We start from the raw sequence: 21,483 nt of genomic DNA on the forward strand, positions 1-21,483 counted from the left end.
ACCAGCGGGCGAGGCGCCGCAGGCCCGGCGGCGGCGCCCACAACCGGCGGGGCGCCGGGGGCCGCAGGCCCACGACCGGGGGCGCGGGGTCAGAGGCCCGTGAGGACCTCCAGGGCTTCGGCGGCGGCAAGCTCGGCCGCCGCCGGCGCGGTCTTGAAACCCGCCCCCGACCACCCCGTCGCGAGGACGACGCGGCTGCCCGGGTGGGAGCGGCCGAGGTGGGGGCGGGAGTGGGGGGTGTAGAGGTCGACGCCCTGGCGCCCGGCGAGGAAGCGGGCGGCGGGGTCGGCGAGCCAGGGCCAGCGGACGGCGGCCCCTTGGCGGATGTACGCCACATGCTCGTCGGTGAGCGTGTCGTCTCCCCCGGGGGGTACGTCCCATTCGTCGACGGGTCGCCCGGCCATGTACCCGCCGGCCGCTTCTCCGCTGAGCTGCGGCCGGCCCCAGACGCCGGTCACCAGGTCGACGACGGTCGGCAGGCCGGCCGTGGCGGGGTGGTGGAAGAAGCCGTAGCGGATGCTCTTGGTGCGTCCGGCGTCCGCGCCGCTGAGCCGGTGCCCGGCGATGTCGCCGGTGCCGCCGCCGGCGGCGAGGACGACGGCGCGCGCCTCGACGGGCCCGCCGGGTTCGAGGAGGACGCGGACCCGGTCGGCCCCGGGCGGGGCGACGAGTTCGCGGACGAGCGCGGGCAGCAGCCTGGCGCCGTGGGCGAGGGCGCGGTCGCGGTAGGCGCGGGCGGTGCGGGGCGGGTCGGCGTAACCGGCCTCGGGTTCCCAGACGGCGGCGGTGATGCCGTCGACGGAGAGCCCGGGGAAGCGTGCCCCGATCTCGTCGGGCGCGAGGAGTTCGGCGGGCACGCCCGCCCCGTTGAGCTCCGCTACGCCCTTGCGGGCCTGCTCCAGGTCGGCGTCGCCGCAGAGGACGAGCGACCCGGTGGTCGTGAAGCCGTACGGCCCCGGTGCCAGCGCGGCCGGCCCCCAGGCGAGCTGGTGGCTGCGCAGCGCGAGCCCGCGCAGGTACGGGTCCGGCTCGTAGGACCGCACGAGCCCGCCGGACATGGCGGTGGCGTGGTCCCGGCCGCCGTCCATGGGGGCGACGAGCGCGACCCGTGCGCCGTGCCGGGCGAGTACGGACGCGGTGGCGGCGCCGACGACTCCGGCGCCCACGATGATCACGTCGTAGGCCCGGCCGCGGGCGTGCCCGGGGGCGGGGGTGCGGGGTGCGGCCGGCACGGGCACGAGGTCCCATCCGACGCTCCCGGCCTCCGGTTCCCCGCGCGCCGTGAATCCCCGGTCGGCGTGGGCCCGTACGGCGGCGAGCAGGGTGCGTCCGGTCCGCCCCGGGTCCTCGGTGAGCGCTTCGGTGGCGGCGGCGAACGCCGCGTCCACGTGCGTCTCGGGGCCTCCGCGCATCCGGGCCACGTGGGTCGCCGGCAGCCCGGCGGGTTCGGCGAGCAGCGCGGCGAACTCGTCCACGGCGCAGTCGTCGGTGAAGTAGAACGCCCCGGCGAACCCGGCGGCCCGCCACTCCCGCCCGATCCGCGCGGCCCCCACATGGGTGCCGCACACGACGAGCGCGGTGATCCGCGCGACGACCCCCGTCTCGGGCCGACCCGTGCCCTCGGGCTCGCGCTCGCCCGCGCTCTCGGTAAGGCTGTTGGGTCCTACGAGGTCTGTGGGTTCTATGAGGTCCGTGGGTTCTATGAGGTCTGTGGGCCCTATGAGGTCCGTGGGTCCTACAAGGTTGGTGGGGCTGGTGAGCTCGGCGACACCGGTCCCCGCCGCCGCGCCCGCCCCGTCGGGCATCCCCGTCAGTCCCGCCGGTACCGCCACCGCGCCCGTCGCCGGACCGCTGCCGTCCGAGACGACGGCGCCCGACGGCAGGGCGGGGCGCGCGGGGGGCGCGACGCGGGGTTCGCGTACGAGGCCGGCGAGGCGCTCCCCGTACCCGGTGCCGTCGTGGACGACGGCGATCCGGGTGTGCCCGGCGGCCCGTACGGCCGCCAGCAGGTCGGCGGCCTGGGCGCGGTCGTCCGGGCACCAGCGCAGGATGGTGCCGGCGCTGTCCGCGAGCAGGTCGGGGGTGGTGGCGAGCGGTAGCAGGACGGGGAGCCCGGCGGCCCGGTAGACGGGCAGCGCGGCCCGCGCGCCGGAGCTGTTGAAGTGCCCGATGACCAGCGTGTGCCGGCCTTCGGCGACCACGGCCTCGGCGATCTGCCGGGCGGTCTCGGTCTCGCCCCGGTCGTCGTACAGCTCCCAGGTGACGGCCGACCCGTAGTGGGCGGCCGCCCGTTCCAGGTGTTCTCCCCAGGCGGCCCGTTCGCCGGAGAACGGGCCGACGACCGCCGCGTGCGGCAGCGCGTCCGCCGCGGCCTCGGCCTCGGCGGACCGCAGGCCGGTGACCGCTCCGGCCCAGGTGCCGAGCGCGGACACGACGCCGCCGGGGGTGACGACCGCGGCCGCGTCCCCGGACACGGCCTCGGTCTCGATCGGGCCCGAGGCCGTGTCCGCGGTGCCGGCACCACCGTGGGTCCCGGCACCGTCGTCGGTCCCGGCACCCCCGTCGATCCCGGCCTCGGCGTCCCACAGGAACTCAGGCACTGAAGACCGCCCCGGGCCAGGCCCCCACCGGCGTCCCCGGGGCGAGGGGGGCCAGGGCGCCGACGTCCACCCGCCGGGGCTCGGGCGCCAGTGCCAGGAGGTCGGCGAGCCGGGCGGAGCCGTACGGCAGGGCAGGCGCGGCCCAGGCCGACAGGGCGGCGGCGACCGCGAGTTGGGCGGCGAGGGCGGCGCGGTGCGCGGGGCCGCCGTCCGGACGCTCCCGCTCGAAGCCGGTCACGTACCCGAAGTCCTCGGCGAGGCCGACGATCTCGTCGAGCAGCGCGATCGCGCGCCGCGCGTCGTACCCCTCGACGCCGTACGCCTCCCTCAGCTGGCCGACGGTCCCGGCGAGCCGGGAGCGGAGCCGCTCCCACTCCGGGCCCCGCGGCGCCTCGGCGGGGGCGACGCCGTCCGACTCCTCGGCGACGGCGGTGAGGAGGCGGCCGAGCCAGCCGTCCCAGCGGTCGGCGAGCCGTGCGCGGCTGATCTCGAGCGCCGCGGAACTGAAGCTGGTCTGGCGGCCGTTGGGCCGGTCGGCCAGGACGTGGTAGCGGAGGACGTCCGCGCTCGTGCGGGCGAGTTCCTCGTGCGCCCAGATGGCGTGGCGCCGGCTGGTGGAGAACTTCAGCCCCTCCAGCCGGTAGAACTCGTTGACCACGAACGCCCGCGGCAGCGCGATCCCGGGGTCGTACGCCCGGAACGCGGCCGGGAACAGCAGGGCGTGGAAGTAGCCGTTGTCGAAGCCGAAGAACTGCACCGGGGCGGGCGCGGGACCGGTGCCGCCGGCTCCGGTCCACTCCAGGAGGTAGCCGGGTGCCATCTCGAACCAGACGTAGATCCGCTGCTCGGTGAAGCCGGCGACCGGTACCGGCACGCCCCACTCGGAGGGGTGGCTGACGGCGATCTCGGGGAGGCCCTCGGTCCGCATCCACTCGCACAGGGACCGCAGGTGCGGCGGCATGTCGACCTGGTCCCAGAAGTCGGCGAGCTGCTGCTCCCAGGGGGCGAGCGGGAAGTAGAGCCGTTCGCAGTCGCGGAGTTCGGGGGTGGCACCGCAGCCGGTGCAGACCGGGTTCGCCAGGTCGGCGCAGTCGTTGGGGCGGCCGCAGGGTTCGCAGGCGTTGCCGTTGGAACCGGAGCCGCAGTGCGGGCAGTCGCCCTTGAGGTAGGCCTCGTACAGCCAGCGCTCGCAGCCGGTGCAGTACGGCAGCGGCTTCGTGCGGGCGACGATGTGCCCGGCGTCGTACAGGCGCTGGAAGAACTCCTGGACGGCCGTCCGGTATCCGAGGTCACGGCGGGGGCGGACGATCGCGTCGAACTCGGCGCCGGCCCGGCTCCACACGGACTCGATGGAGGCGCCGTACCCGTCGGCGACCTCCTCGCCCTTGCGGCCGCCGTCGTTGATGCCGCGGACGGGGACGTAGCTCTGGTGGTCGTCGAGGCCGGTCGTGTAACGCACGGGGCCGTCGCCCTCGGCGGCGAGGAAGCGGCGCAGGACGTCACCGGCGAGGTAGGGGCCGGCGAGGTGGCCGATGTGCAGGTCGCCGTTGGGTGTGGGCGGGGTGGCGGTGATCCACTGCGCCGTCCGGGTCGTCTCGTCCGTCACGTTGTCGCTCATGCGGCAACCTCCTTGTTCTCGTCGGTGTCGTCGGTGCTGCCCGTGGTGTCGGTGGTGTCGGTCCTGGCGTTGCTGTGCGTGCTGTCCGTGTCGTCGGTGCTGTCCGTGCTGGAGGTGCTGTCCGGGTCGTCGGTGCTGTCGGTCGGCAGGGCGGGCTCGCGCAGGGGCCAGTAGAGGGAGACCCAGCTCAGCTCGGTGTCGCCGGTGTTGTGGACGACGTGCTCCTGGTTGCGCGGCAGGACGACGATGTCGCCGGCGCGGAAGGGCGGTTCGAGCGCGCCGTCGAGGGTCACGGCGCCGACGCCGGTCAGGATGATCATGACCTCGTCCTGGTTGTGGCAGTCCGGGTCGGAGTCCCCGCCGGGCCGGAGGAAGCAGGCCATCGCGCCGACCGGCGTCTCGGCCTCCCCGCCCGGCCACGGGATCAGGCGCTGACAGGCGAGCCCGAACTCCTCCGTGGCGGAACTGCGGTCGATGCGGAAGCGGTTGGCCACGGCGGCGGCTCCGGGGTCTCGGGGGAGGTCGCGGTACGGGGTCGGGGCGAGGGGCTGTTCCCCCGGCGGCGGGATCGGCGCGGTGAAGGGCATACGGGTCTCCTCGGACGGGCGACGGCGGCGACGACGACGGGCAGGGGGCATCGCGGCACGGCGACGCGGGGCACGGCGACGCTGCCGGGAGGGACGAAGGACGGGACGAGAGGACGGAGCCCGCCGGGGCCGGGGGCCTGTCGGCTCAGGGGCCGGGGCCCGTCGGCTCAGGGGCCGGGGCCCGTCGGCTCAGGGGCCGGGGCCCGTCGGCTCAGGGGCCGGGGCCCGTCGGCTCAGGGGCCGGAGGCCCGTCGGCTCAGGGGCCGGCGTGCTGGTCCAGTCCCCGCACCGCCGAGACCGGGATGCGGGCCAGGCCGGCCATGACCTGGCGGGGCCCGGCCCCCCACCCGTACCGCCGCTTCAGCGGGGCGACATGGGCGGCGATGAGCGCGAGCAGGGGCGTGAGGTCGGCGGGCGCGGCGCCGAGCAGGGCGAGCAGCTGCTCGGTTCGGGTCATTCCGGCGCCCGGACCGATCCCGTGGACGGCGGTGTCCTGCCAGGTGGCTCCGGCGCTGCCGGCGACGACGGTGTTGTGCAGGGCGAAGCCCTGGTTGTCGTGGGCGTGGATGCCGACGGGGGCGGTGACGGCGGCCCGGGTCGACTGGACGAGTTCGATGACCCGCTCCGGGCGGAACGAGCCGAGCGAGTCGACGAGGAACACGGCGTCGAGGGGGCCGAGCGCCGCGGCCTCGCCGAGACAGCGGTCGAGTTCGCGGTAGGAGGCGAGGTCGATGTCGGTGAGGAAGAGACAGACGCCGAGCCCGGCCTCCCTCAGGCGGTGCAGCGGAGCGGCGGCGCGGGCCACCCGGTCGTACCGGACGGCGAGCCGCACCAGGCCGACGGGGACGGAGCCGGCGGCGAGCGCCTCGGCGATCCGGCCGGCGGCCGCCGTGGCCGCGCTGTCCGTGACGGGCAGCAGGGCCGTGTCGAGCAGGACGGAGAAGCGCGGCCCGTACCGCTCGTCGTGGTCGTCGGGAAGGGGGACCGGCAGCAGCTCGCCGAAGGGGGCTCCGGGGCCGGCGGGGTCGTGGACGGTGCCCAGCTCGACGACGTCGACGCCGATCCGCGCGCAGACCGCGAGGTAGTCGGCGGCCAGCGCGGGCGGTACGGAGCCGCCGGTGAGCTGCCCGCCGGTGCGCAGGGTGCAGTCGAGCAGGGTCACGGGGTCATCCCCAGCCGGTGTCGTGGGTGCCGGCGCCGGCGACCGGCGCGCCCCGTCCGGTGCCGTCGGCGCCGTACGTGCCGCTCAGGACGCTCGCGCCCCACCCGGTGTCGTCGGCGCGGGTGCCGCCGACGGCCTGGGTCGCGGTGACGGCGGCCAGACCCGCGAGGCCGGTGATCAGCGTGGTGGCGAGGAGGCTGCTGCGCATCCGCCGCTTCATGTCGGGTGCTCTCTTTCCGCGAGGGGGCGTCGCGAGGACGCCGCGAGGAGGTCACGAGGAGGTCGTGATGGTCTGTGGCGGGTTGCGCGCTTCACGGGCTGTGCGAGCTTGGTGCGCTTTGACCTTCTGGGCGGTGGGATGAACGTATCCCGCGACTGCATGCCTATGGGTCCGACCGCATGGCTCATGAGCCTGCATGGCAGCAACAGGACGCCATGACAAACGGGGGACAAAGTGTCGATAACCGACCGAAGGCACGGCTCCGGCCGCACTCGAACGGTCCGGGAGACCCACCCGGACACCGCTCTCCCGACCCCACCCGCCGCCGAAGGACCGGCTGCCACCACCGCCGACGACGACCCGCTGACCCGCGTCTACGGCCGCGTCCTCGACCGCGACCCGGCACGGCCGGCAGCGCACCCCGCCGAGCTGGCCGAGGAGCTGCAACTCCCCCTCGCCCGCGTGGAGTCCGCCGTCTCCGCCCTCCTCGACATGGGGCTGCTGCGCCGCACCCCGGAACGCGCCGTGCTGCCCGTCGCACCCGACGAGGCCGTCCAGCGCACCCTCGGGCCGCTCGAACGCGAGATGCGCGCCCGCCGCCGGCACATGGAACGCAGCCGCGAACAGCTGATGGCGTTCATGCCGCTCTACGAGTCACACCTGCGCCGCCTCACCCACCTGCGGCAGACGGAGTCCGTCGAGCTGCTCACCGACCTCCGCTCGGTACGGGAGGCCATCACCGAACTGGGCCGCACCTGCGAACGCGAGGTCCTCACCGCCCAGCCGGGCGGTGGCCGCCGCGCCGAGGTCCTGGAGGAGGCCGTGGCCCGCGACGAGGAACTCCTGCGCCGCGGCGTCCGCATGCGCATGCTCTACCAGCACACCGCCCGCTTCTCCGCCGGCACCTGCGCCTACGTCGAGCGGGTCGGCCGGCTCGGCGCCCAGGTCCGCACCCTCGACGACGAGTTCATGCGCCTCATCGTCTTCGACCGCGCCACGGCGGTCATCCCGGTGCCCGACGACCCCCAGGCGGCCGTCCTGATCCGCGAGCCGCACGTGGTCGCCTTCATGACCGGCGCCTACGAGCGCCTCTGGCTCGAAGCCCTCCCCTTCGAGACCGAATGGGACCGCCAGACCATCATGGACATCTCCGACGAGCTCAAGCAGACCATCGTCCGCCTCCTCACCGAAGGCCTCACCGACGCCGCCATCGCCCGCCGCCTCGGCCTCTCCGTCCGCAGCTGCCGCCGCCACGTCGCCGACGTCATGTCCGCCCTCGGCGCCGACAGCCGCTTCCAGGCCGGCTACCTCCTCGCCCAACAGGAGACCACCGCCCTCCGCACCTGAAAGAGCCCCAGCCCGGACCATGTCCGACCCGGGGTTCCAGACGAGCCGCCTTCGGGATTCGAACCCGAGCCCTCCGCATACGAGTTGTCCGATCTCGTTCCGGGGCATCCGTGGACGTCCGCCCAGGTGGCTGCACCGCTGGTCAGGGGTCTTCGCGGCCAACGGCGGACGCCGGCGGACACCTGCGGACGGAGCGAGGAGTGAGACCGCGGCTGAGATCGCCCGTTGAACGTGTCTCCCTGAAGGATCCGGCTGTTGACCAGCTGTACCTGCGGCAAGAACACCTCGAAGGAGAGCCATGGCCGACTGCTCGGCAACCGTCGATTCCACGGATCAGATGAGCTACGACACCAAAGAGATCACGATCGACAAGAGCTGTAGGGACTTCACGATCCGCCTCACCCACTCCGGCAACCTGCCGAAGAACGTGATGGGTCACAACCTGGTCATCAGCAAGACGGCCGACATGCAGGCCATCGCCACCGAGGGCATGAGCCAGGGGCTCGAAAAGGACTACATCAACAAGGACAACGCGGCCATCATCGCCTACACCGCGATGATCGGAGCTCCGGAGAAGGAAACCTCCGTCACGTTCGAGACCTCCAAGCTGGAGGCCGGCGGGGACTACTCCTTCTTCTGCACCTTCCCCGGGCACATCTCGATGATGAAGGGCAAGGTCGTCGTGAAGTAACGACCGCCTACGCCCCGGCCCGGTTGCCTGCTTCAAGGCGGGCGACCGGGCCGTTCTCCTACGGCGTCATCCGCCCCGACCTCGCCGAACGCCTCCTCCCGCTGCGCCTGGAACGCCCTCGCGCGTGGCGCGCCGAGGCCGAGTGGTGGGCGGAGTTCGCGGAGATCCTGCCGGTCGTCCTCGGCTCCCTGCTCGACCTCACCGTCAAGGTCCGCGCCGCCCAGGTCCGGATCCCCACCGACCTGCGGATGGCCGACTTCGCCCACCTGTGCGCCCAGCTCGACATGGCCACCGGCCTCGGAGCCCTGGACGCCTACCGGGCCGGCCTGGACGACCTCGACGACGACGTCATCAAGGGCGACGTCCTCGCGCAGACCGCCCTTGACCACGCCGCCGGCTCGTCCCGCGCTCGACGGCGCCGACGCATCCGGTGAATGAAAAAACCCCAGGTCACGGCGAGTGAGTCCTGGGGTAATTCCGAGCCGCCTTCGGGATTCGAACCCGAGACCTACGCATTACGAGTGCGTTGCTCTGGCCAACTGAGCTAAGGCGGCGTGCTGTGTGGACCCATGGTGGGTGCAGCAGCGTCGCCAAGTCTACACAGTTTCCGAGGGTGCTTTGACCAGGGTCGGATCGGTGGCGGACGGGGCGGGGGGCGGGGCTATGAGCAGCGCTTTCCGTCTTGTGGAGGGGTGCCTTCCAGGAGGTAGGTGTTGATGGCGGTGTCGATGCAGTCGCTGCCGCGGCCGTAGGCGGTGTGGCCGTCGCCGTCGTAGGTGAGGAGGGTGCCGGAGGAGAGCTGGTCGGCGAGGGAGCGGGCCCACTGGTAGGGGGTGGCGGGGTCGCGGGTGGTGCCGACGACGAGGATCGGGGCGGCGCCGTCGGCGGTGATGCGGTGGGGCCGGCCGGTGGGCGGGGTGGGCCAGTAGGTGCAGTTGAGGGCGGCCCAGGCGAGGCCGGCGCCGAAGACCGGGGAGGCCTTCTCGAAGGAGGGGACGGCCTTGCCGGCGTCGGCGGGGGCGGCGTAGGCGGGCGGGAGGTCGAGGCAGTTCACGGCGGCGTTGGCGAACATGAGGTTGGCGTAAGTGCCGTCCGCCTCGCGCTCGTAGTAGCTGTCGGCGAGGGCGAGGAGGTTCGAGCCCTCGCCGCCGATGGCCCGGGTGAGGGCCTCGCGCAGCTGGGGCCAGGCACCCTCGTCGTACATCGCCGCGATCACGCCGGTGGTGGCGAGCGACTCGCCGAGCGCGCGGCTCTCGCCGGTGGGCACCGGCTTGGCGTCGACGTCGCGGAAGAAGGACCTGAGCGCCTGGCCGGCCGCCGCGACCGACCCGGTGCCGAGGGGGCAGTCCGGCTTGCGGACGCAGTCGGCGGCGAAGGCGCGGAAGGCGGTCTCGAAGCCCGCGGTCTGGTCGCGGTTCAGGTCGACCGCGGGGAGCGAGGGGTCCATCGCGCCGTCGAGGACGAGGCGGCCGACCCGGGCGGGGAAGAGCTCGGCGTACGTGGCGCCCAGGAAGGTGCCGTACGACGCCCCCACGTACGTGAGCTTCTCGTCGCCGAGCACCGCCCGCAGGATGTCCATGTCGCGGGCCGCGTCGACGGTGGAGACGTGCGGGAGGATCGCGCCGGACTTCTTCTCGCAGCCGGCCGCGAACTCCTTGAAGGCGGCGCTGAGCGCGTTGACCTCGGCCATGTCGTCGGGTGTCTGGTCGACCTGTGTGTACGCGTCCATCTGCGGGCCCGTCAGGCAGTCGACCGGCTCGCTGCGGGCGACTCCGCGCGGGTCGACGGCCACCATGTCGTAGCGGGCGCGGACGGGTGCGGGGTAGCCGATGCCCGCGTACCCCTGGAGGTAGCCGACGGCCGAGCCGCCCGGCCCGCCGGGGTTGACCAGGAGCGATCCGAGCCGCTTCCCGGGGCCGGTGGCCCGTACCCGCGAGACGGCCAGCTTGACGTCCCCGGCCTCCGGTTTCGCGTAGTCGAGCGGCGCGAGCAGCGTCGCGCACTGGAAGTCCGTGACGCCGCAGTCGCGCCAGGTCAGCCTCTGCCCGTAGTACTTCTTCAGCGCCGCGGCCTCGGGCGCCGCGGCGGAGCCGGCGGAGGCGCGGCCCGTCGGGGTGCTCCGGGAGGCGGCGGCGTCGCTTCCGCCCGTACAACCGGAGAGGATCAGTCCGGCGGCCGCGAGGGCCGTTGCGGACGTGCGGAGCAAACGCCTGGAGTCCATCCCCGGAGCGTATCCGGACGAGTACGCACCGTGTCCAATCGCGCTTCCCCCACCCCGGGGCGTGACCTGCCGGACACCCCCGGGCGCGATCTGCCGGAGAGGCCCCGGGATGAGGCCACACCACGGGCCCGGCCGCTCTGGCACCCTCTAGTCGCGCAGCGCCAGGGTCATCGCCTCCATGGCGAGCAGCGGGGCCACGTTGCGGTCGAGTGCCTCGCGGCAGGCGAGGATCGACTCGATGCGGCGGAGGGTCCGCTCGGGGGTGGAGGCGCGGGCGACCCGCTCGATGGCGTCTCGCACGTCCGTGTTGGCCAGGGCGGTGCGGGTGCGGAGCTGGAGGGCGAGGACGTCGCGGTAGAAGCCGGTCAGGTCGGTGAGCGCCAGGTCGAGGCTGTCGCGCTGGGTGCGCGTCCTGCGCCGCTTCTGGTCCGCTTCCAGGTCCTTCATCACGCCGGCCGTGCCGCGCGGCAGTCGGCCGCCCGGGGCCACGCCGAGGGCCGCCTTCAGCTCCTCGGTCTCCTTGGTGTCCAGTTCCTCCGCGAGCTGCTTCGCGTCCTCCTCCGCCACGTCGAAGAGCTCCTGGGCCGCCTTGAGGCAGCCGCCGACGTCCTCGACGCGCAGCGGCACCTTGAGGACGGCGGCCCGGCGCGCGCGGGCCCGCTCGTCGGTGGCGAGCCGCCGGGCCCGGTCGACGTGCCCCTGGGTGGCGTGGGCCGCGGCGTACGCCGCTTCCGGTTCGATGCCGTCCCGGCGTACGAGCACGTCGGCGACGGCCGCCACCGACGGCGTGCTCAGGTTCAGGTGGCGGCAGCGGGAGCGGATGGTGGGCAGCACGTCCTCCAGGGAGGGCGCGCAGAGCAGCCACACGGTTCGCCGGGCGGGCTCCTCCACGGCCTTCAGGACGGCGTTGGCCGACTTCTCGTTCAGCCGCTCGGCGTCGGCCACCAGGATCACCTGCCAGCGGCCGTTCGCCGGCGCCGTGTACGACTTGCGCACGGTGTCGCGCATGTCCTCGGCGCGGACCACGGCGCCGACGGCCTTGACGGTGGTCACGTCGGCGTGGGTGCCGACCAGCGCGGTGTGGCATCCGGTGCAGAACCCGCAGCCCGGCGCCCCGCCCAGCGCCCGGTCGGGGCTCACGCACTGCAGCGCGGCGGCGAACGCCCGCGCCGCGGTCTCCCGGCCGGCCCCCGGCGGGCCGGTGAAGAGCCACGCGTGGGTCATCTTCGAGGCCTCGGGCTCGGGCTCGCCGGCGGCATGGGCGGTCACGAGCGCGTCGGCGTCCCGCGCGGCGGCGGCGAGCTGCTCCTCGACCCGCGCCTGTCCGACCAGGTCGTCCCATACGGCCATGTCTGCCCCTCCTCAGGTACGCACTCCATTGTGGGGCAGTCCTCTGACAGCCCCCGCCGGACGGCGGTGCGGCCGGGCACCTCACCCCGCCATCCTCACGGCCGGGCCCCTCGCCCCACGGCCGGGCCCTGTCGCCTCACGGCCGGGCCCCTCGCCTCACGGCCGGGCCCCTCGCCTCACGGCCGGGCCCCCTCGCGCGGCCGGGTGAGCCACAGGCCCGCCGCCGAGCCGAGCAGGACCGCGCCGGTGCCGACGCTCCCCGCGATCCGCAGGCCGCCGGTCAGGTCGGCGAAGGTGCCGATGTAGACGTTGGCCAGAACGCTCGCGGCGAGCAGCAGCCAGAGAAGGGCGCGCATGGGATGTCTCCGTGGAGTGCGTGGGGCTCCGGTGAGCCCGGGGGTGGGTCCCGGCGCTCGGGTGAGCTCGGGAGGGAGACCCGGACGTGTTCCGGGGTGTGGTCGGCGGCGGTCGCCGGCGACTCCTCGATCCTCGCCCGCGGCGGACCCGCGCACAGCGGTGCCCGCCCCCGGAACGAGGGTGTAGCCCGCTCCACCGTCTCCCCCGCGGCGGCCGCCTACCCTGGCTCCATGCGCGAGGCGATCAAGGAAGCGGCGAGAGGATGGCTCCACCTCACGGTCGGGGCCGCGATCTCGCTGCTCTGCTACCTGATGGTGGGCGTAGCCCTCTTCACCGCGCTCCTCACCGCCACGGTCATCGGCGCCGGCGTGCTCCCCGAGAGCGTGCTGCTGCTGCGACGGATGGCCGGCTGGGAACGGCGCCGTACGGCCGCGTGGACCGGGACGCCCGTCCCCGAGGCGTATCTGCCGCTCGAAGGGCCGCTCCCCGCGCGCGTACGGACGGCCGTCACCGACCCCGGCACCCGGCGGGACCTGGTGTGGGCCGCCGCACAGCTGCTCTACGGGTCGGTCCTCTGGTACCTGTCACTGATCGTGTGGGTGCCCGCGCTACTGGTCGACGGGGTGTGGACCGGGCTCGCGGGGCGGCGGCCGGTGGCCCTGCCGCTGATCGGCCGGCTCGCCGGCCTCGCGGCCGACTGGTCGCGCGCGCTGCTCACGCCGATCCCGTCGGCCGCCCGGGACGCGGCGCTGGCCGCCCGCATCGAGCAGCTGACGGCCACCCGGGCGGGCGCGGTCGCCGCGCACGGCGCCGAGCTGCGCCGGATCGAACGCGACCTCCACGACGGGGCACAGGCCCGCCTGGTGGCGCTCTCCATGCGGATCGGCCTCGCCCGGCGGGCGTACGACTCCGATCCCGCGACCGCCCGCAAGCTCCTCGACGACGCCCAGACGCAGGCCGAAGAGGCCCTCACCGAGCTGCGGCACGTGGTGCGCGGCATCCACCCGCCGATCCTCACCGACCGCGGTCTGTCCGGAGCGGTGCGCGCCCTCGCCGCGAGCAGCGGCCTGGAGGTCGCGGTCTCGGTGACCGGCCTCGCCGACCGCGCGGGGAACGAGAACAAGAACCGGGACGGGGACGGGGACGACGGTCCCCGCGCGCCCGCCGCCGTCGAGGCCGCCGCGTACTTCGTCGTCGCCGAGGCCCTCACCAACGCCGCCAAGCACAGTGGGGCCGACCGCGCGTCCGTCGACCTCGCCCGCGAGCGGACCGGCCTACGCGTGCGCGTGCGGGACGAGGGCCTGGGCGGGGCCGAGGCGGGGGAAGGTGGTGGGTCCGGTCTGACGGGCATGCGCCGCCGGGTGGCGGCACTCGACGGAACCGTATGTCTGACCAGCCCCGAAGGGGGCCCGACCGTGATCGAAGTGGAGCTTCCGTGCGTGTGGTGATCGCCGAGGACAACGCCCTCCTGAGGGAGGGCCTGGTGCTGTTGCTGACCTCCTCCGGGCACGAGGTCGCCGGGGTCGCGGCCACCGGCCCCGAGATCCTGCCGCTGCTCCTGGAGCACCGCCCGGACGTGGCCGTCCTGGACGTGCGGATGCCGCCCGGCTTCCGCGACGAGGGGCTGCGGGCGGCGCTCGCGGCGCGGGAGGCGCTGCCGGACCTGCCGGTCCTCGTGCTCTCCCAGTACGTGGAGGAGACGTACGCGGCGGAGTTGCTGGGCGGCGGCGCGCGGGGCGTCGGCTACCTCCTGAAGGACCGGGTGGGGCGGGTCGACGAGTTCCTGGACGCCCTGGAACGGGTCGCCTCCGGCGGTACGGCCCTGGACCCGGAGGTCGTCACCGAGCTGCTGGCGCGTCGCCGCGACGACCCCCTGGACTCCCTCACGCCCCGCGAGCGCGAGGTCCTGGAGCTGATGGCGCAAGGCCACGACAACGGCACGATCGCCCGCTCGATGGTGGTCACCGAGCGGGCCGTGCACAAGCACATCGGCAACGTCTTCGCGAAGCTCGGCCTGCCGCCGAGTGACGGCGGCGGCCACCGCCGGGTCCTCGCCGTGCTGGCGTACCTGGAAGCCTGACGGGCCCCGGGTCAGTTCCCCGCCCGGCGTCCCGCACCGGGCAGGAACACGCCGACCAGCACCGTCACCACCACCGTCCCGGCGATCAGCCCGGCCTGCCCGGGCGGCAGGTACGGCAGGCCGCCGGTCAGCGCCCAGGCGAAGGCCGTGAGCGGCAGGGCGGCCACCACGGTCCCGACGAGCAGTCCCGTCGCGGTGAGGAACCCGGCCTCCAGGCCGAGCATCCGGCGCAGCTGACCGGCGGAGGCGCCCACCTGGCGAAGCAGTGCCAGCTCCCCGCGCCGCCCCGCGCCGATCAGGGCGAGGGTGCTGAGGACCGAGAGGAGGGTGAGTCCGCCGATGGCACCGACCACGGCGGCCGACACGATCCCGTTCATCTCGGCCCCGGGAAGCGTCACCTGTTCGGGCGCGACGGACCCGCCCGTCGAGATCAGACCCGCGGACGCGAGGCCCGTCGGCTGGGAGCCCGTCGACGTGGGGCCCGTGGACATCGAGTCCGTGGACATCGAGCCCACGGACGTCGAGTCCGCCGACGACGAGCCCATGGACGTCGAGCCCGTGGCCGCCGAGCCCGTGGACATCGAATCCGCCGACGGAGAGCCCGTGGACGCCGAGTCCGTCGAGCCGGATTCCGTCGACGCCAGTACGCGCGCGGGGTACGGATCGCTCATGTGCGGGGCCAGTTCGGACTTCGGCAGCAGGAACTCGCCGAGGGCGAGCGAGCGTTCGTAGACGGCCACCACCCGAAGCCGCTTCGGCGTCCCGTCGCCGAAGCGCAGCTCGACCGTCGAACCGGGCTTGGCGTCAAGGGAGTCGGCCATGACCGCGCCGACCGCGACGGTGCCGGGCCGGCCGAGTCCGGCCAGGTCTCCCGCGACGACGCCCGGGTCGAGCGTGCCCGCCAGACCGGCGGCGTCCACGCCGAGGACGGGAAGCCGGTCGAGGCTCGGCGATCCGGCCTGCGTACGGGCCAGGACGACCGTGGAACGCAGCACGTCCGTGGCCGACTTCACCCCCGGCAGTCGCCGTACCCGCTCGGCCGTCGTGCCGGAGAACGCGAGGTCGGCGGTGGTCGCGGCCCGCGCCTGTTCCCCGGCGGCCCGTTCCATGGTCGTGCCGGCCGCGAGCTGCACCAGCGCGAAGGCGGTGACGAGGACGACGGGGACGAGCGCGGCGCCGAGGCGGCGCGAGTGCGCGGTCGCCGCGGCCGCCGTGAGCCGTCCGGGCGCGCCGCCGAACCACCGGAACGGCCGGTCCAGGACGCTCATCGCGGCCCGCGCGATCCACGGGCCGAGCAGCGCGCAGCCGATGACCAGCGTCACCGTGGAGGCTCCGGCGGCGGCCGCGGCCGCGTCGCCGCCCTGGGCGGTGGCGGTGCCGGCGGCCGTCGCCCCGAGCACGAGGAGCGCGATCCCGAAGGCGCGCCGCACGCCGCCCTTCCCCGGCCGTCCGGGCCGCTGTGCCGCGAAGAGGACGACGAGCCGGGTGATGCCCACGACGACGGCGACGACGACGAGGACGCCGGCGAACAGCCAGGGAGGGACGGGAAGTTCGAGGCCCTCGGGGACGACTCCGGTACGGCCCCGCAGCATCGACCACAGCGCGAGGAACGCCGGTACGGCCGCGAGCGCGCCGAGCAGCGCCGCCGCCCCCGCGACCCGGGTCACCTCCCGGCCGGCCGCCGCCCGCACCTGGCGGGGCGTCGCCCCGACGGACAGCAGCAGGTCCCGCTCGGCGGAGCGCTGCCGGAGCGCCTGGGCGACCAGGGAGGCGAGCACCAGGACGGCGACGAGGACGACCGTCCCGGAGATGGCGGCGAGCATCTGGAGGAGGTCCATGCGGGCGGGCGGCGCGGCGAGGTGCTCGGCACCGCCCCGGCCGTCGCCGGTGAACGCCCGGAGCGGCTGCCCCGCGGCGGTGTCCTTCAGGCCCGCGGCGTCCAGGGCCGCCCGTACGCGCGCGTGGAGGGTGTCCACCGGTACGCCGGGCTCGCCGAGGACACCGACGGCGTCCACGGCCCCGGGGTGTCCGGCGAGCCTCCGCGCCTCCCCCGCCGTGAAGTACAGCGCGGCCGGGCCGTCCGCCACGCCGACGACCGTCCGGCCGGCGACGGTGTCCCCGACCCGCAGGCCGCCACGCCCCCCGGCCTCGGTTCCGCCGCCGACGGCCCCGGGTCCGCTCTCCGTTCCAGCTCCCGCTCCCGTTCCCGTTCCCGTTCCCGTTCCCGTTCCCGTTCCCGTTCCCACTTTCCTTCCCGCTCCCGCGACGACCTCTCCGGCCTCCCGGGGCTCCCGGCCGTCGACCAGCCTGTACGGGGCGAGCGCGGCGGCCTCCCAGGACCGCCCGGTGTAGGTCCGCGCCCCGGCGGCCGTACCGGCGGCCCGCGTACCGGCACCCGCCCCCGACGCCCGTACGGCGAGCGTGTCGTCCGCCGGCTCCCGCACGGCGAAGGTGTCGTCCGGTACGGCCGCCCGGACGCCCGGGACCGCGCGGAGCACGTCGACGGCGGCGGCCGGTACGCGTACCCGCTCGGTGAGGCCCGCGGTCGTCGTGGTGGGCTCACTGCCCCACGGTTCGGTCGTCCAGCGGACCTCCTGGTCGCCGGCGACGACGACGGGCGCGGCCGCGAACCGCTCCACGCGCGCGTGGCCGAGCCCGGCGGAGCCGAGGGCGAGGGCCAGGGCGCCGAGCAGCGAGGAGGTGACGGCGACGGCCGCGAACACGGCGGCCCACGCCTTGCGGTGCGTCCGCAAGGACCGGGCGGCGAGCAGACCGACCGCGGGGTCTCCCAGCCGGCTCATCGCGCCACCGCCCCGAACCGCCCGGCCGCGGCGCGGACGCCCAGGGCCTGCCGTACACCGGCCTCGTCCGGGTGGACGAGGTGGTCGACGAGCCGGCCGCGCTCCAGGAACACGGCCTCGTCCGTCCAGGCGGCGGCGACCGGGTCGTGGGTGACGAGGACGACCGTGCGGCCCCGCTCGTCGACGGCGCGGCGCAGGAGGGCGAGGACGCCGGCGGCGGTGACGGGGTCGAGTGCGGCGGTGGGCTCGTCGGCGAAGACGACCTCGGGTTCGTTGACGAGGGCGCGGGCGATCGCGACCCGCTGCCGCTGGCCGCCGGAGAGGTGCTCGGGGGCGTCGTCGGCGCGGTCGGCGAGGCCCACGGCGTCGAGACCGGCCAGGGCGCGGGCGTCGAGCGCCCGGCCGCCGCGGGCTCCGGCGAGGAGCAGCGGCAGGGTGACGTTCTCGCGGACGTTCAGGGCGGAGACGAGGTTGAGCGACTGGAAGACGAAGCCGATCCGGTCGCGCCGCAGCCGGGTGAGACCGGAGGTCTTCAGCGTGGCGAGGTCGGTGCCGCCGATCCGTACCGTTCCGGCCGTCGGCCGTTCGAGGCCGGCGGCACAGCGCAACAGCGTGGACTTGCCGGAGCCCGACGGACCCATGATCGCCACGAACCGGCCGCGCGGCACGGTCAGGCTCACCCCGTCGAGCGCGGGTGCGCCTCCTCCGTACGCCCGGGACACCCCGTCCAGGGCGAGGGCCGCCGCACCGCTCTCCGTCACTGCTGTCGTCATCATGCCGACAACGCTAGAAAAGCGCAGGTCACGACGGTATGGGGCTGGCTTCCGGATGGGGGGTGGAGCTAGCTCCACCCCCCATCCGGGCACGAGGCCCGCCGCACCCGCGCCGGGGTGTCAGCGGCGGCGGCCGTCGTCCTCCTCGGCGTGCGGACCGAACAGCTCGTCGGCGAGGGTCGGCAGATCGTCGAGGGGGGTCTCCTCGGCCCAGTCGGAGCGGCGGGGCCGGCCGTTCTCGTCGAGCTGGGGCAGCTCGCGGGTGCGGTCGTTCGCGCCGTTCGGGTCGTCGTGCCCGTCGCGGAAGATGTCCTGCGGGACCCGGTCGGCGGGGTCGGCCGCGCGGGGGCGGCGGACCGGAGCGGTGTCGCGCACGGGAGGCAGGACCGCGGTCTCGTCGGCGTCCCTGGTCTCGCGGACGAGGGGCAGGACGGCCGTCTCGTCGGCCTCGGACCGCACGACGGGGGTGGCCACGGTGACCTCGTTCGGCGAGACCTTCGGCTCGGCCGGCTTCACGACCGGGGTCTCCACCGTGACCTCGTTCGGCGAGACCTTCGGCTCGGCCGGCTTCACGACCGGCGTCTCCACCGTGACCTCGTTCGCCGACTCCTCGGCGGCACGGGCCGCCTGCTCGGCGGCCACGCGCTCGGCCTCGGCCTTCTTCCCCGCGGCCGCCTTCACCGCCTCGGCCCGCTCGACGGCGGCCTTCTCCTGCGCGGCCTTCGTGGCCGCGGCACGCTGGGCGGCGGCCTGCTCGGCGGCGGCTCGTTCCGCGGCCGCCTTCTCGGCCGCGGCCTTGGCGGCGGCCTTCTCCGAGGCTGCCCGCACCGCGGCCGCCTCGGCGGCCTTCGCGGCGGCGGCGGCCTCGGCCATCCGGCGGGCCTCCTCGGCGCGGAGGAGGGCCTCCTCGGCCTTGCGCTGCTTCTCCAGGCGGCGTTCCTCGGCCTCGGCCCGGAGCCGGGCCTCCTCCTCGGCCTCCTTGCGGAGCCGCTCCTGCTCCTCCTGGCGGGCCTTCTCCTCGGCCGCGAGGCGCCTGCGCTCCTCCTCGGCGGCGAGCTCCGCGGCGATCCGGGCCTCCTCGGCCAGGCGGCGGGCCTCCTCCGCCTGTCGTTCGGCCTCCAGGCGGCGCGCCTCTTCCTCCTCGCGCCGCTTGCGCTCCTCCTCCTCGGCGCGGAGCTTGGCGAGCTGCGCCTGCCGCTCGCGCTCCAGGCGCTCCTCCTCGGCCTTGCGGGCGGCCTCTTCCTCGGCCTGGCGCCGGGCCTCCTCCTCGGCCTTCCGGCGCGCCTCCTCGGCGGCCTTCACCTCGGCCTCGGAGAGCGGCAGCATCCGGTCGAGCCGGTGGCGTACGACGGTGGTGACGGCTTCCGGCTCCTGGCCGGCGTCGACGACGAGGTAGCGGCTCGGGTCGGCGGCCGCGAGGGCGAGGAATCCGGCCCGTACGCGCGCGTGGAACTCGGGCGGCTCGGACTCCAGCCGGTCGGGGGCCTCGGTGAACCGTTCCCGCGCGGTCTCCGGGGAGACGTCGAGCACCACGGTCAGGTGCGGGACGAGTCCGCTGGTCGCCCAGCGGGAGATGCGGGCGATCTCGGTGGGGGACAGGTCGCGGCCCGCGCCCTGGTAGGCGACGGACGAGTCGATGTACCGGTCGGAGAGGACGATCGCGCCCCGCTCCAGGGCCGGCCGGACCAGGGAGTCGACGTGCTCGGCGCGGTCGGCCGCGTACAGCAGGGCCTCGGCGCGGTTCGAGAGACCCGCCGACGACACGTCGAGGAGGATCGAGCGGAGCCGCTTGCCGATGGGGGTGGCGCCGGGCTCGCGGGTGACGACCACCTCGTGGCCCTTGGCGCGGATCCACTCGGCGAGTGCCTGGACCTGCGTGGACTTCCCGGCGCCGTCGCCGCCCTCCAGGGCGATGAAGAAGCCGGTCGTCGAGGGTGCCTGGACCGGGTCGGAACCGCGCAGCGCGTCGCGCAGGTCGCGGCGAAGCGGGACCCCGGCGCGGTCGTCGGTCTTCGCGAGGACGAGCGCGGCGACGGGCAGCAGCAGGGCGCCGACGAGGACGAGCGTGAAGGCGGCGCCGCCGTGCGCGAGGACGAAGTCTCCGGAGGCGAGCCGGTGCGGGCCGATCGCGGCGGCGAGGAGCGGCGCGGCGAGCGCGCCGACGGCCATGCCGACCCGGGCGGTGGCCTGGAGGTGTTCGGTGGTCCGGGCCCGGCGGGGCTCCTCGGTCTCCTGGTCGACGAGGTGGTGGCCGGTGTTCGCGGCGACCCCGGCGGCGTACCCGGCGAGGACGGCGAGGAACAGCACGGTCGCCGTGTCCGGCACCAGGCCCATCGCGATCAGGGCGATCCCGGTGACGGCGGTGACCAGGGCCAGCAGCCGGCGCCGGGACAGCACGGGAAGGACGGAGCCCGCGGTGCGGATGCCGACGGCGGTGGCACCGCTGAGGGCCAGGACGAGCAGCGCGTACGTGACGGGGCCGCCGCCCAGGTCGTACGCGTGGAGGACGGCGACGGACGCGGCGGCGGCGATGGCCCCGGCGACGGTGGCGCAGGTCAGGACGAGCAGCGGCAGGGCGCCGGTACGGCCCTTCTCGGCCACGGCCTTCCCGTCCGGCGCGGTGCCCTTCCCGGCGGACGGGCGGCGCAGCCCTTCGAGGGGCGAGCGGGGCCGGGGCGTCTCGCCGCCGGGCAGCGCCATGGCGTACACGACGGCGACGGAGGCGGCGAAGAGCCCGGCGGCGACGTACGAGCCGAGGGCGGCCTGGTGCAGCGAGAACCAGTCGAGTCCGGCGCCGAGCAGGTTGCCGATCAGGGTCGCGACGAGCAGGGCGGCGGCCGCGGCCGGAACGGCGAGGAAGCCGGTGCGCTGCGAGAGCCTGCGCAGGGCGCCGAGGTGGTCGGGCAGCGGCCGTACGGCGGCTCCCTCCAGCGGCGGGGCGGGCAGCAGCGCGGGTGCGGCGCTCTCGCGGCTGATCGTCCACAGCCGCTCGGCCGCACCGGTGACGAAGACCGTGCCGAGCAGGTACCAGAGCGCGGCCGACGGGGTCCAGTCGATCCACAGCGGGGCGACGACGAGCAGCGCGATCCGCACCGCGTCGGCGCCGATCATGGTCCAGCGCCGGTCGAGGGCGCCGCCGGGTCCGGTCAGCGCGGTCAGCGGTCCGAGCAGGACCGCTCCGAAGACGACCGTGGCCAGCAGGCGCGCGCCGACGACGGCGGCCACGGCGAGCGCGGCCCCCCGGTAGCCGCCCCCGAGCGCGCCCTCGGCGACGGCCGCCTGGAGGCCGAGGAGGACGAGCACGAGGAGGGCGAGGACGTCGCCGGTGCTGCCGAGCGCGTGGGCGCTCCACAGCCGGCGCAACGGCTGGTGGCGCAAGAGGGCGCTGACGGCACGTTCCCGGGAATCCGCGACGAGTGCGGCGTCGGAATCACCGAGGCGGTCTGGCTGCTCTGCTCGCGTCATCCGTCCACCCTATCCGGACGCCCTCGCTCACCGCGGCCTCCGTCCGAACATCCGGACGAGGCTGTGACCGTACGGCGACGGGGGCGGAGACCCGTGTCCCCGCCCCCGTCGTCCCACGAGGCTCCGCCCGCCGCGCCCGGCGGGTCCGGCGGCTCCCCGCCCGGCCCGCCCGGTCGTTCCGGCGCGCTTTCCACCCGGCCCGCCGGGTGCG

Annotated in this window: 15 protein-coding genes, 1 tRNA gene and 1 pseudogene; 5 read left to right on the forward strand and 12 right to left on the reverse strand. The window is 75.3% G+C overall.

Annotated elements, in window-relative coordinates; genetic code table 11:
* Nucleotides 1-89: 89 nt before the first annotated feature.
* From AC067A_RS21045 to AC067A_RS21065, 5 genes are all read right to left on the reverse strand, one after another.
* Nucleotides 90-2,600: an FAD-dependent oxidoreductase gene (locus tag AC067A_RS21045; RefSeq protein ID WP_479244007.1), complete on the reverse strand. Its 2,511-nt coding sequence runs from the start codon at nucleotides 2,598-2,600 to the stop codon at nucleotides 90-92.
* Nucleotides 2,593-4,218, reverse strand: coding sequence for a methionine--tRNA ligase (locus AC067A_RS21050; protein ID WP_479244008.1), 1,626 nt, complete (start codon nucleotides 4,216-4,218; stop codon nucleotides 2,593-2,595). Before AC067A_RS21050 ends, AC067A_RS21045 begins: the two co-directional genes overlap by 8 nt.
* Nucleotides 4,215-4,805, reverse strand: a complete 591-nt coding sequence (locus tag AC067A_RS21055; RefSeq protein WP_479244009.1) for a cupin domain-containing protein — start codon at nucleotides 4,803-4,805, stop codon at nucleotides 4,215-4,217. Before AC067A_RS21055 ends, AC067A_RS21050 begins: the two co-directional genes overlap by 4 nt.
* A gap of 256 nt (nucleotides 4,806-5,061) precedes the next feature.
* Nucleotides 5,062-5,967 (reverse strand): beta/alpha barrel domain-containing protein, encoded by a 906-nt coding sequence (locus AC067A_RS21060; RefSeq protein ID WP_479244010.1) that lies wholly within the window; start codon nucleotides 5,965-5,967, stop codon nucleotides 5,062-5,064.
* A 4-nt stretch (nucleotides 5,968-5,971) separates the two neighbouring features.
* Nucleotides 5,972-6,175: a hypothetical protein gene (locus tag AC067A_RS21065; RefSeq protein ID WP_479244011.1), complete on the reverse strand. Its 204-nt coding sequence runs from the start codon at nucleotides 6,173-6,175 to the stop codon at nucleotides 5,972-5,974.
* A 246-nt stretch (nucleotides 6,176-6,421) separates the two neighbouring features.
* On the opposite strand from AC067A_RS21065, the gene AC067A_RS21070 reads away from it, so the two are divergent.
* The 3 genes and pseudogenes from AC067A_RS21070 to AC067A_RS21080 all read left to right on the forward strand — a co-directional run.
* The gene (locus AC067A_RS21070; RefSeq protein WP_479244012.1) at nucleotides 6,422-7,534 is read left to right on the forward strand and encodes a LuxR C-terminal-related transcriptional regulator; all 1,113 of its coding nucleotides are present in this window, start codon (nucleotides 6,422-6,424) and stop codon (nucleotides 7,532-7,534) included.
* A 298-nt stretch (nucleotides 7,535-7,832) separates the two neighbouring features.
* Entirely contained in the window at nucleotides 7,833-8,225 is a 393-nt protein-coding gene (azu, locus tag AC067A_RS21075; RefSeq protein WP_479244013.1) for an azurin, read from the forward strand.
* Between the two features lie 62 nt (nucleotides 8,226-8,287).
* Nucleotides 8,288-8,647 (forward strand): annotated as a pseudogene (locus tag AC067A_RS21080) (ATP-binding protein); the annotation flags it as partial.
* A 58-nt stretch (nucleotides 8,648-8,705) separates the two neighbouring features.
* Here AC067A_RS21080 and AC067A_RS21085 read toward each other — a convergent pair.
* From AC067A_RS21085 to AC067A_RS21100, 4 genes are all read right to left on the reverse strand, one after another.
* A tRNA-Thr gene (locus AC067A_RS21085) sits at nucleotides 8,706-8,779 on the reverse strand.
* A 107-nt stretch (nucleotides 8,780-8,886) separates the two neighbouring features.
* A complete protein-coding gene (locus tag AC067A_RS21090; protein WP_479244014.1) occupies nucleotides 8,887-10,446 on the reverse strand; it encodes an alpha/beta hydrolase in 1,560 nt (519 codons plus the stop codon).
* Between the two features lie 147 nt (nucleotides 10,447-10,593).
* Nucleotides 10,594-11,796: a DNA polymerase III subunit delta' gene (locus tag AC067A_RS21095; RefSeq protein ID WP_479244015.1), complete on the reverse strand. Its 1,203-nt coding sequence runs from the start codon at nucleotides 11,794-11,796 to the stop codon at nucleotides 10,594-10,596.
* Nucleotides 11,797-11,972: 176 nt separating this feature from the next.
* Nucleotides 11,973-12,152: a hypothetical protein gene (locus tag AC067A_RS21100; protein ID WP_479244016.1), complete on the reverse strand. Its 180-nt coding sequence runs from the start codon at nucleotides 12,150-12,152 to the stop codon at nucleotides 11,973-11,975.
* A gap of 231 nt (nucleotides 12,153-12,383) precedes the next feature.
* On the opposite strand from AC067A_RS21100, the gene AC067A_RS21105 reads away from it, so the two are divergent.
* Both AC067A_RS21105 and AC067A_RS21110 read left to right on the forward strand, forming a co-directional pair.
* Nucleotides 12,384-13,601 carry a sensor histidine kinase gene (locus tag AC067A_RS21105; protein WP_479244017.1) on the forward strand — a complete coding sequence of 406 codons (1,218 nt, stop codon included), beginning with the start codon at nucleotides 12,384-12,386 and terminating at the stop codon, nucleotides 13,599-13,601.
* Nucleotides 13,589-14,233: a LuxR C-terminal-related transcriptional regulator gene (locus AC067A_RS21110; protein WP_479244018.1), complete on the forward strand. Its 645-nt coding sequence runs from the start codon at nucleotides 13,589-13,591 to the stop codon at nucleotides 14,231-14,233. Before AC067A_RS21105 ends, AC067A_RS21110 begins: the two co-directional genes overlap by 13 nt.
* Nucleotides 14,234-14,244: 11 nt before the next feature.
* Here the strand turns inward: AC067A_RS21110 and AC067A_RS21115 are convergent, their stop codons facing one another.
* The 3 genes from AC067A_RS21115 to tmk form a co-directional block, all read right to left on the reverse strand.
* Complete coding sequence (locus tag AC067A_RS21115) at nucleotides 14,245-17,034, reverse strand: FtsX-like permease family protein (RefSeq protein ID WP_479244019.1); 2,790 nt, start codon at nucleotides 17,032-17,034, stop codon at nucleotides 14,245-14,247.
* Nucleotides 17,031-17,810 (reverse strand): ABC transporter ATP-binding protein, encoded by a 780-nt coding sequence (locus AC067A_RS21120; protein WP_479244020.1) that lies wholly within the window; start codon nucleotides 17,808-17,810, stop codon nucleotides 17,031-17,033. Before AC067A_RS21120 ends, AC067A_RS21115 begins: the two co-directional genes overlap by 4 nt.
* Before the next feature lie 117 nt (nucleotides 17,811-17,927).
* Nucleotides 17,928-21,272 carry a dTMP kinase gene (gene tmk, locus AC067A_RS21125; protein WP_479244021.1) on the reverse strand — a complete coding sequence of 1,115 codons (3,345 nt, stop codon included), beginning with the start codon at nucleotides 21,270-21,272 and terminating at the stop codon, nucleotides 17,928-17,930.
* Between the last annotated feature and the right edge of the window lie 211 nt (nucleotides 21,273-21,483).

The sequence above is a fragment of the Streptomyces sp. NPDC043176 genome (genome assembly GCF_056436715.1).

Coding starts and splice junctions, on each gene's coding strand:
- tmk (WP_479244021.1), bottom strand. CDS start 21,272: ATGACGCGAGCAGAGCAGCCAGACCGCCTCGGTGATTCCGACGCCGCA.
- AC067A_RS21100 (WP_479244016.1), bottom strand. CDS start 12,152: ATGCGCGCCCTTCTCTGGCTGCTGCTCGCCGCGAGCGTTCTGGCCAAC.
- AC067A_RS21055 (WP_479244009.1), bottom strand. CDS start 4,805: ATGCCCTTCACCGCGCCGATCCCGCCGCCGGGGGAACAGCCCCTCGCC.
- azu (WP_479244013.1), top strand. CDS start 7,833: ATGGCCGACTGCTCGGCAACCGTCGATTCCACGGATCAGATGAGCTAC.
- AC067A_RS21090 (WP_479244014.1), bottom strand. CDS start 10,446: ATGGACTCCAGGCGTTTGCTCCGCACGTCCGCAACGGCCCTCGCGGCC.
- AC067A_RS21065 (WP_479244011.1), bottom strand. CDS start 6,175: ATGCGCAGCAGCCTCCTCGCCACCACGCTGATCACCGGCCTCGCGGGT.
- AC067A_RS21095 (WP_479244015.1), bottom strand. CDS start 11,796: ATGGCCGTATGGGACGACCTGGTCGGACAGGCGCGGGTCGAGGAGCAG.
- AC067A_RS21050 (WP_479244008.1), bottom strand. CDS start 4,218: ATGAGCGACAACGTGACGGACGAGACGACCCGGACGGCGCAGTGGATC.
- AC067A_RS21105 (WP_479244017.1), top strand. CDS start 12,384: ATGCGCGAGGCGATCAAGGAAGCGGCGAGAGGATGGCTCCACCTCACG.
- AC067A_RS21115 (WP_479244019.1), bottom strand. CDS start 17,034: ATGAGCCGGCTGGGAGACCCCGCGGTCGGTCTGCTCGCCGCCCGGTCC.
- AC067A_RS21120 (WP_479244020.1), bottom strand. CDS start 17,810: ATGATGACGACAGCAGTGACGGAGAGCGGTGCGGCGGCCCTCGCCCTG.